9 protein-coding genes are annotated in these 8,650 nt (G+C 59.5%); 2 read left to right on the forward strand and 7 right to left on the reverse strand.

Annotated features, from left to right (window positions below; genetic code table 11):
- The first annotated feature begins 16 nt into the window (after positions 1–16).
- A complete protein-coding gene (locus BP846_RS01300) occupies positions 17–973 on the forward strand; it encodes an endonuclease NucS domain-containing protein (RefSeq protein WP_292392234.1) in 957 nt (318 codons plus the stop codon).
- 332 nt (positions 974–1,305) lie between these two features.
- Here BP846_RS01300 and BP846_RS01305 read toward each other — a convergent pair whose 3' ends face one another.
- Both BP846_RS01305 and BP846_RS01310 read right to left on the reverse strand, forming a co-directional pair.
- Positions 1,306–2,388 (reverse strand): GHMP kinase, encoded by a 1,083-nt coding sequence (locus BP846_RS01305; protein WP_292392235.1) that lies wholly within the window; start codon positions 2,386–2,388, stop codon positions 1,306–1,308.
- A 14-nt stretch (positions 2,389–2,402) separates the two neighbouring features.
- A complete protein-coding gene (locus BP846_RS01310; protein ID WP_292392236.1) occupies positions 2,403–2,954 on the reverse strand; it encodes a ferredoxin domain-containing protein in 552 nt (183 codons plus the stop codon).
- A 91-nt stretch (positions 2,955–3,045) separates the two neighbouring features.
- Here BP846_RS01310 and msrA point away from each other — a divergent pair, with 91 nt between their 5' ends.
- Complete coding sequence (msrA, locus tag BP846_RS01315) at positions 3,046–3,540, forward strand: peptide-methionine (S)-S-oxide reductase MsrA (protein WP_292392237.1); 495 nt, start codon at positions 3,046–3,048, stop codon at positions 3,538–3,540.
- A 618-nt stretch (positions 3,541–4,158) separates the two neighbouring features.
- On the opposite strand, the gene BP846_RS01320 is transcribed toward msrA, so the two are convergent.
- The 5 genes from BP846_RS01320 to BP846_RS01340 all read right to left on the reverse strand — a co-directional run bounded on the left by BP846_RS01320 (position 4,159) and on the right by BP846_RS01340 (position 8,456).
- Positions 4,159–4,584, reverse strand: coding sequence for a PaaI family thioesterase (locus BP846_RS01320; RefSeq protein ID WP_292392238.1), 426 nt, complete (start codon positions 4,582–4,584; stop codon positions 4,159–4,161).
- Positions 4,585–4,600: 16 nt separating this feature from the next.
- Positions 4,601–5,299, reverse strand: a complete 699-nt coding sequence (locus tag BP846_RS01325) for a glycosyltransferase (RefSeq protein ID WP_292392239.1) — start codon at positions 5,297–5,299, stop codon at positions 4,601–4,603.
- Complete coding sequence (locus BP846_RS01330; protein WP_292392240.1) at positions 5,296–6,273, reverse strand: glycosyltransferase family 4 protein; 978 nt, start codon at positions 6,271–6,273, stop codon at positions 5,296–5,298. The genes BP846_RS01325 and BP846_RS01330 overlap by 4 nt, the downstream gene beginning before the upstream one ends.
- Positions 6,270–7,589, reverse strand: coding sequence for a protoporphyrinogen/coproporphyrinogen oxidase (locus tag BP846_RS01335; RefSeq protein ID WP_292392241.1), 1,320 nt, complete (start codon positions 7,587–7,589; stop codon positions 6,270–6,272). Before BP846_RS01335 ends, BP846_RS01330 begins: the two co-directional genes overlap by 4 nt.
- Positions 7,590–7,715: 126 nt before the next feature.
- Positions 7,716–8,456, reverse strand: a complete 741-nt coding sequence (locus BP846_RS01340; protein ID WP_292392242.1) for an alpha/beta fold hydrolase — start codon at positions 8,454–8,456, stop codon at positions 7,716–7,718.
- Positions 8,457–8,650: the final 194 nt, after the last annotated feature.

Raw genomic sequence — 8,650 nt, forward strand, 5'->3', positions numbered from 1 at the left:
GAAATCCATGACACACATGAATAAAAATAAGTTGTCTGAAGCCACCTTTGAAAGGTTGACGGCCCTAAAATCCTATAAACTAATATCTGTTAAGAAGCGCAGACTAAGAGCGACTGGAAGGGGTTTTAACTTTCTCAAAAGTGAAAATAAACAGTACTATCTTGGTAAGATACTCTTAACAGATAAATATCGACGTACAAAACATCCTGATGTCTTCCTCGCCTGTTACAGAGAGTTTGTTACGACATCAGAAGAGAAGAGAGCAAGCATAAGAAAGTCTATTTTTAGCGGAAGGGGAGATGAGGATGAAGATCTTTCCGAGGAGGATTTCACATCCTATAGGGAGTTCATAGAAAACGTTGCCAAAAGATGTGGAAGAGCAGATGATATCGTAGGGAAGGTTTGTGATCTGGCCTTGAGAAACACAATTGTCGGCACTATCGCCCCAATCGATTTGCCGGTCGAAGAGTTATCCCAAATCGTTGCAGAATTCGATGCTCTTGAGAAATTTTTCTTAACAAGTGATCCCGGAAAAACGGATTTAGAGGCCAACTCTGAAGGAATCACAACGTTAGTCATAGACAATATGTTAGAATTGCATTTAGAGGATGTAGTTCGGCGAAATTTTCATCAACTGTTCCCGGATTTAGAGATTGTTGATAAGAACCAGCATTATCGTACAAGAGATGGCACCTATATCGATATCTTCTGTAAGCATAAGCAGGATGACAAATATACCGTCATTGAATTAAAAAGGGACAAACCGCCCTCCAATGCATTAGTCCAACTCTTGGACTACATGAATCAGATAATGGAGGAGTTTGATACTAAGAAAGTAGCAGGGATTCTCATATGCAAGGAAATAGATCGGCGAACCAAGTCTGCATTAGGTGCAATCCAAGGCAGTCTGCCCGAAGACAGCAACATCTCTGTAATTGAGTTCAACTTAAAAATGGAGTATAGTTGTATGTGATTTTGGAGGAGAGCACCATATTATCGACTGCTGTGACTCAATTTATCCATAAATATGGGTAAGCACCGCAGGTGTGACGGAGACAGGGGAGGGGGCATGCCCCCTCCCCGTCAGCCCCTCCCCCATGGCGATATCCCCACGGTCCACTGTATTGGGACACGTAAATAGCATCGGACGATAGTGTGCCCCTATTTCATCATCAAAAGAACAAGTCACGGTAGCCTGCACGGGCAGACCATACGCTCTGCATGCATGTTCTGCTGCGACCGGGATCCCCAATCCACCCCGGAATCTGCAAAATGAAATTTTTAAGCCGGGTAACCCCCCGGCCCTCACGCCCTCTCTTCCACCCGGATCTTCAGCCCCTCGTTGTCCACCTCGGTCGCGATCGCGACCCGGAGGCCGGCCTTTGCCAAAATCGCCGCCACCTCATCCTCCGGGCGGTCGGTGACGACCGCGATCGAGGGCCCGACCGAGCTCATTCCGACGAACTCAAGGCCGGCGTCCCGGAGCGCCGCCATGTAGCGGTAGATCTCAAACCCGTGATGCTCCACCTCGGCCCGCTTCGAGCCCCGGAACTCGATCTCCCAGATGACATCGCCGATTTTTTCGAGATCCCCGCGCTGGAGCGCCGGGATGAGGTCCATCAGGACGAGGTAGGACTTCAGTTCGCGGTCGCGGTAGTCCAGGGTCCGGGCCTTGTTCATCAGCAGGTCGAACTCCTTCTCCCCCGCCGACGAGATATCGGAAGATGGAATGGCGATGTAGACGTTTTTACCCTCGGCGAACGCGTGCCGGTAGACGAGCGCCAGGTCGTCGCCCATCACCACCATACCGCCGTGGGTGCTCGCGGCAGGCCCGACGCCGGTCTCGAACCCGAACGCGACGTTCCCGGCCTCCGTCTCCTCGACGAAGTTGCAGCCGAGGAGGAGACGGAGCTGGTCGCTCGTCAGCGGCGAGCCCACGGCGGCGTTGAGGGCGTTAGCGACCGCGATCAGTATGGTGCTCGTGGACCCGAGCCCGACGTGCTCGTACATGTGGTCGCGCGCGCGGATCTGGAATCCTCCCGTGTAGCCGACGACCTGCCGGAAGGCCTCCACGAAGTGGCGGAGGATCGGTTCGCGGGAGTAGTCGATCTCGATGCCTGACTCCGTACACGCGACCTCGGCGGTGCAGTAGACCCCGATGGCAAAGCCGATGCCGCCCCCGCCGGGGTGGTCCGGGGAGAACCGGTTCATGTCAAGCACGGTGAGGTGAATCCGTGCGGGAGCGCGGACGACGACGGTGCCGGCAACCGGTGTGAGCCGGTAGTCTTTCTGGAGGCCGCACGGCCGGATATGCTCGCCGGGGGAGAAGGAGGTGAACTCGTACTCGACGAGGTCTAAGTCCCCTCCGCGGATCTTCATGATGGCCATTTTGTCACTTCGTTTCAGCGTGTGCGGTCAAAGAAGATATCCTTTCCAGATGCCCGGAGCGGGATGCCGTAGGCGACGCCGCATCCTTCCAGCCATCCGAGCGAGAGCGCGCCGACACCGACCGAGTACATGACCCGGTTGTCGACGTTGTGGATGCTCGCGGTTTTGACCGCGGAGCCGACTGCAATCCCGAGATCCGCCATCCTGACGGCACAGTTTGGACCGCCAAACGGTGTGGGCTGCATCCCTCGCTCGCGCTGTGCATCAAGCATCTCCGCGCAGGTTGCGTAGCCGCACGCCCCGCAGTCGAGGCCCACGGCATCGGCGAGGAGCGATCCGATGAGGAGGCAGGCGTCGCTTGCGGCGACATTGCCCGCGTCCCTGATGAAGAACGCGGCGTTGTGCCGCTCACCATACTCACGCATCGCCTCTGCGAGCACGCTCCGCTCGTCTCCGACGACGATCATCGTCTTGATCACATCGATGCCCCGTGCCTTCGGGGCGGTGCGCGCGGAGAGCGCCATCAGCCGGGCGACCGTCTCTACGGCGTCTGATTCAAAGACCATGGGAATACGTGGCACCGGCCGGTGATAAGGGTATGCCCGGCCGGGGGCGGCGATACATTTTTCCGGAAACCCCTCCGAAGGAAGGGTTGCCATGGCATCGGAGAAGAACAACGAGTTGGCCACCTTCGGGGCAGGGTGCTTCTGGGGCGTCGAGGAGATGTTCCGGCACGTGCCGGGCATCGTGGATACGGCGGTGGGGTTCATGGGCGGCACCCTCGCAAACCCGACCTACCCGGATGTCTGCACCGGGAGGACCGGGCACGCGGAGGTCGTGCAGGTGACCTACGACCCGGGGCAGGTCTCATACCGCAACCTCCTCGGCGTCTTCTGGAGCGTCCACGACCCGACGACGCCGAACAGGCAGGGGCCCGACATCGGGGCGCAGTATCGGTCGGTGATCTTCTACCACACCCAGGAGCAGGAGGAGGCGGCACGGGCGTCGAAAGCGGAGATGGAGCACTCAGGGAGGTTCAGGCGCCCCATCGTCACCGCGATCGAGCCCGCGGGGACGTTCTGGCGGGCCGAGGAGTACCACCAGCAGTACTTCACGAAACGCGGGGGCGGGCAGTGCCGGACGGTGTGGTAGGGGGCGTGAACGGGGATAAATTCAGGCTGCGGTTGGTGGTTTGGACTACCTACTCTCCGTTCTTATGAGGCGTCGGGTTCCACAATAAATGCCCTTAAAGGTCTGTTCGTTTAGATTCTTGCGACCCCTTACACGGCTTCCCAGTGGATATCGCCACGCACTGCCCCCCCCTGGGGGCGGGGGAGGAGGCCGGAGGCCGGGCGGAGTGGGGCGGTTCCGTCAGGAACCAGAGCTTGAGAAGACCATAGGTCTTCGAGTGGGGATTACATGCCTCCTTATGGGATGGAGACAGGGGAGGGGGGAGCATCCCCCCTCCCCGTCAGCCCCACCCTCAATGGTGATATCCACTGGGAAGCCGTGTAAGGGATGTGCGAGGTGTGAGATCCATTGACCCCTCCAAAGCGATAAACGACGCGTACACCAGAGGTGCGGAGCTTGAGCACCGGAGGTACGCAGTCCCCACGGTCCACTGCATCGGGCTTGTTCTCATTCCCACAGTTCCAAGAATAGTGGATAACGACAGCACAAGGGGCAAGAGTTCAAGAACTCATTGGATTTCGAATGATAGAATCGCGGAAAATAAGAGCCAGCGCCTCTGCCAGCACCGAAAACCCCTTCTCACCCTTTCCTCGCAGAAACCCCGGTCTTAAACCCGATCCCCTCGAACGAGGCGATACAGCGGTCGCCCGAGTAGACGTCCACAACGTATACGGACGTCCTCTCCGTCTCCGAGATCCTGCGGGCGACCGCTTCGAGCGTGCCGTTCGTCGGCGGAGAAATGTAGCGGATATAGGCGGAGAGCCCAATCTGGTCAACCCCGTCCAGGTTTCCGGCGATGCCGAAGGCGTGGTCCGCAAGGGCGAAGATCGCGCCCCCGTGAGTCGTGCCGTGGGCGTTCTCCATGCCCTCCGTCTGCATGGCCACCCTGACGCAGCCGTCGGTCGCCTCCGTGACCTCTAGCCCGAGCAGGCGTGCAAACCCGCAGGCGTCGAACCGGCGCACCACATCAGCACAGGTCTCGGGGATGGGTCTTCTGCTCCTCATGCCAGGACAGAGCGGCCTACTTGTACTCCCGCTGCGAGTAGGTGGCGCCGCCGGCTTCGCCACCGCGGAGAACGATATACAGCCATTCCGATATCGACTTCAGCGTCCCGAACTGCTGGTAGCGCCGCATCGAGAACCCGACCGCGAGATCGGGGTCAAGGTAGACCTTCCCGAGTTTACGCATCCGTTGCGCGATCTCGAGGTCGTCCCCGGCGTCGATGCAACGGTACATCCCCGCCCTGACGAACGCCTCACGGTCGAAGGCCGTGTTGCACCCGAGCGTGAAGTAGATCGTCCGGGTGTGGTAGCCAAGGCGCGAGAAGGTATTTGCGCCAAAAAGAGAGAGTTGGTTCCGGAGACCGCCCTCGATAGGGTAGACCGTGCCGTAGAGCTGCACTATATCCCTCTCCGCAAAGTTTCTCGCGATCCTCTCCACCCAATCACGGGGGAGGATACAGTCGGCATCCGTTGTGGCGACGATATCTCCCCTGGCCGCCATCGCCCCGTCGTTTCGTGCCCCGCCCACCCGTTTGCTCTTCTGTATAAAGACGCTGTCCGCCAGGGGTTCCGCAAGCTCCCGGGTCCGGTCCTTTGAGTCCCCGTCGACGACGATGATCTCGTAGGTCTCCCGCGGCACCGTCTGGTCGGCGAGAGATTGCAGGCAGCGCTCGATGTTCTGTTCTTCGTTGTAGGTCGGAACGACGACGGAGATCAACCCTCGATCAACTCCCGGTATAGTTGTTGATGCCGTTTTGCTATAAGCGTGATGTCGTATTTCTCCGTCGAGGCGCGGGCCTTCGCGGCGCAGCGGTGCAGGGCCGCATCGTCGTTCATGATGTCCCGCGCCTCGTCGACCTCGCAGAAGAAGAGGACCGAGTCCCCGAATATCTCCCGAAACTCGAATATATCCCGGGCGATGACCGGGAGGCCTGCCGAGAGGGCCTCGACGATCACGAGGCCGAACGTCTCGGCGTGGGACGGCATAAAGAAGATGTCCGCCCCGCTGTATGCCCGGGATATGTCGTCGATGACACCGGTGAATATGACGTTCTCGTGGGAATGGGTCTTCTGCAACTGGATCTTCGCGTAATCCTTCGAGAGTGTCCCATACGGGAACCCGCCCACCCAGACCCAGGTCATATCGGGGTGCTGGTCGGCGAGCTTGAAGAAGTCGTAGATGCCCTTCCGGGGAGTCTGCTGGCCGACGGAGAGGACCACTCTTTGGCCCGGGTCGATATCATACTCATCGCGGAACGACTTCCTCTTCTTCTTGTCCCGCTTGAAGTACGCCCGGTCGATACCGTTCGGGATGAGGGTCTTTGGGACGTCGGGGACGAGCTGTTCGGTCTCACGGTGGCAGGGCTCCGATATCGTTATGATGTGGTCAAACTGCCGGTAAATTTTGGGGTATATCGTATTGATCCTCTTCGAGAAGGCGACGTTCCCCTCGTTTACCCGGGGGGTCGAGTGGGCTGTCAGCACCTTCACGCCCTCGGTGAACTTCAGGTGGTACATCGCCCAGGGCCCGAAGGTGTGGTAGTGGGTCAGGTCGAAGTCGCCGTGATACAGGTTGCGGGAGACCTCCATATCGGGGAGCAGGGCGAGGTGGTTATACAGCGTCCTTGCGGCCGTTGCGCACCCGATGTAGCGCAGGAAGCGAAAGTCCTCGACGAATATGTTGACCTTCATTCATCAGCCCTCACGAAGTCGATCGCGCTCCTGATACAGCCGTCCATATTGATGTATTCAAATCGGGAGAACCGCCCGACGAGGTCGATGCCCCGCTCCCGGCAGAACCCCCTGACGATCTCGATGTTTTTGAGGTATTCCGTGTCGTAGACGACGTAAGCGAATTTGTGCCGCGCGATGCCGGTGTAGACGACCCGATCCCGCGAGGGGATGATCCCGGCGGAGACGAGTGAACGGACGGTATGCTCGATCACATCGGCATCCGTCATCCGGGAGACCGCATCACCGTCGTTGTAGGTGATCTCGGCGAGGATCGAGGAGTGATCCTTTGGGGCGACTTTTGTACTGTAGTTTGAGGGGAACGATATCCGGTTGAAGAGGCCGGTCTCCGGGTCAGGGACGTAGAGCCACGATATATCGGGGACTTCACCCGCGAGGCCGATGAAGACCGAGCAGAGCGAGTTGTACCGGAGGGCGTCGCACGCCTTCTGCACGTCGGCCGGGACGTCTGAAAGACAGGGGAGCAGGTTCTGGAGGGGAATCGTCGATATAAGGCGGTCTGCATGGACGGTCTCTCTGCCGTCGCTGACGGCAAACCCACCGTCCTCATCCCGGATGGACGCGACAGAGAACCCGGTCCGGATGGAGGGGAGCACCGGCTCGGCAATCCCGCGGACAACCGCCTCGATACCGCCCGTCACCGGGTAGGAGAAGACTGCCTGGTGGACGTAGCCCTCGGTCTCGATCCCGATGGCCGATTTGATGATATCCTCGACCGGCGGGCGGGGAATACGCCCCTCCACCCAGTGGTGCGACATCCGGTTGGCCGGGTAGTTCCAGATCTTCTCGTTGTAGGGGACCATGTAGCACTCGGCGATGCCCCGGCCGAACGTGTAGGTGATCCATTCGGCAAAGTTTGTGGGCGGCGGGATCTCGCCCTTCTCGACGGTGATGAGGTTCTTTATGAACTCGTTGATGCAGAAGAAGCGGTCCTCCGCGGGCAGATCCGCAAGACCGTTCTCGAAGGGGTATTTGACGTAGCGGCCCTTGTACAGGATCTTCGTATTCCGCTTCCGCCGGTCGGCGTTCCCGCCGAGGACCGAGAGCATGAAGGAGAGGACCTCAGTATCGCGGGAGAATATGATATGCGAGCCGCCGACATCAAACGTGAAACCCGCTTCGGTCTGCGAGCGGCAGAGGCCCCCGATCTTCTCACTCTGTTCAAGGACGGTCACGTCGTCGCCCTTTTCGTGGAGTAGGCGGGCCAGCGTAATCCCGGTGAGACCGCCACCCAGTACCGCCGATTTCACATTCATACGTTTAATGCCGAAGCCATATATGGTTGACCATCCGCTTTCCCGCGGTTGCCGCATATTGGCGTGAAAACCGGGGGTAATCAGGCCGGGAACGCGGGGTGCGACACAGCCGCCCGGCAGGGGTTCCTAAGGGTTGCGCAGTTTCCCGACGAACTCCCGCACGTCCCCTGCGTAGAGGAGAGGCTCCTCCCAGGCCGCGAAGTGTCCGCCGCGAGGGAGCTCGGTGAAGTGCTCAAGGTTCACCCTGCGCTCGGCCCATTCACGGGGCAGCGGAGCGTCCCGGGGAGGGTGGGCGACGGCTGCCGGAACCGGGGTGCGCTGCCAGGGATGGGAAGGAGCGTGAGCGTCGAGGTAGTACCTGCGGAGAGACGAGCCGATCGTCTGCGTGACCCAGTAGATCGTGATGTTCGTGAGCAGCTCGTCCCGGCTGAACCGCGTCTCAAACTCCTCGCCGGTCGTGCCCGAGGCCATGAAACTCATGATCCAAGCCGCGAGGCCTGCCGGCGAATCGGCCAGTCCGTAGGCGAGGCTCTGCGGTTTGGTCGACTGGACCATGTTGAAGGCGCCTTCGTTCATCCACCATTGCCCAATGTAGTTCGCGAATTCGATCTCGGGCTCGGTAAGGGTCGAAAAATCCGTCGTCTGGTCCGGGTAGCCGACATCGGTCAGGTGGATGCCGATCAGGGCGTCGGCGTGGCGGTCGGCGAGGGATTGGGCGATCAGGGTCCCGGCGTCGCCGCCGGCCGCGACGAATTTCCCGTATCCCAGCCCGTCTATCATCAGTCCGGCGAAGAGATCGGCGATGTCGTCGGTGGTCATGGGCTTTCGGTCGGAGAACCCCTGTCCGGGGATGGACGGGACGACCACATCGAGTCAACTACCCCCCCCTAACGGAGGGGGCTTGCAGCTGGGGCCCCTTGCGGGGCACAGGGCTGCACTTTCATCGGTGCGAAGGTTGATGGTTCAAAAGATGTCCTTATTCGCACGGGCCGGTTCACGCGGCCCCTACCGATTATCCGTGGCACCACGGAATCACCGGCTACCTTTCTCAGGTGGTTCAG

It is taken from the genome of Methanoculleus sp. UBA303, assembly GCA_002501655.1.
Taxonomy (GTDB): domain Archaea; phylum Halobacteriota; class Methanomicrobia; order Methanomicrobiales; family Methanoculleaceae; genus Methanoculleus.

What these genes read in the sequence shown, in the direction of transcription:
- BP846_RS01305 (WP_292392235.1), bottom strand. Translation starts at nt 2,388, where the DNA reads ATGGCCATCATGAAGATCCGCGGAGGGGACTTAGACCTCGTCGAGTAC.
- msrA (WP_292392237.1), top strand. Translation starts at nt 3,046, where the DNA reads ATGGCATCGGAGAAGAACAACGAGTTGGCCACCTTCGGGGCAGGGTGC.
- BP846_RS01320 (WP_292392238.1), bottom strand. Translation starts at nt 4,584, where the DNA reads ATGAGGAGCAGAAGACCCATCCCCGAGACCTGTGCTGATGTGGTGCGC.
- BP846_RS01335 (WP_292392241.1), bottom strand. Translation starts at nt 7,589, where the DNA reads ATGAATGTGAAATCGGCGGTACTGGGTGGCGGTCTCACCGGGATTACG.
- BP846_RS01300 (WP_292392234.1), top strand. Translation starts at nt 17, where the DNA reads ATGAATAAAAATAAGTTGTCTGAAGCCACCTTTGAAAGGTTGACGGCC.
- BP846_RS01310 (WP_292392236.1), bottom strand. Translation starts at nt 2,954, where the DNA reads ATGGTCTTTGAATCAGACGCCGTAGAGACGGTCGCCCGGCTGATGGCG.
- BP846_RS01330 (WP_292392240.1), bottom strand. Translation starts at nt 6,273, where the DNA reads ATGAAGGTCAACATATTCGTCGAGGACTTTCGCTTCCTGCGCTACATC.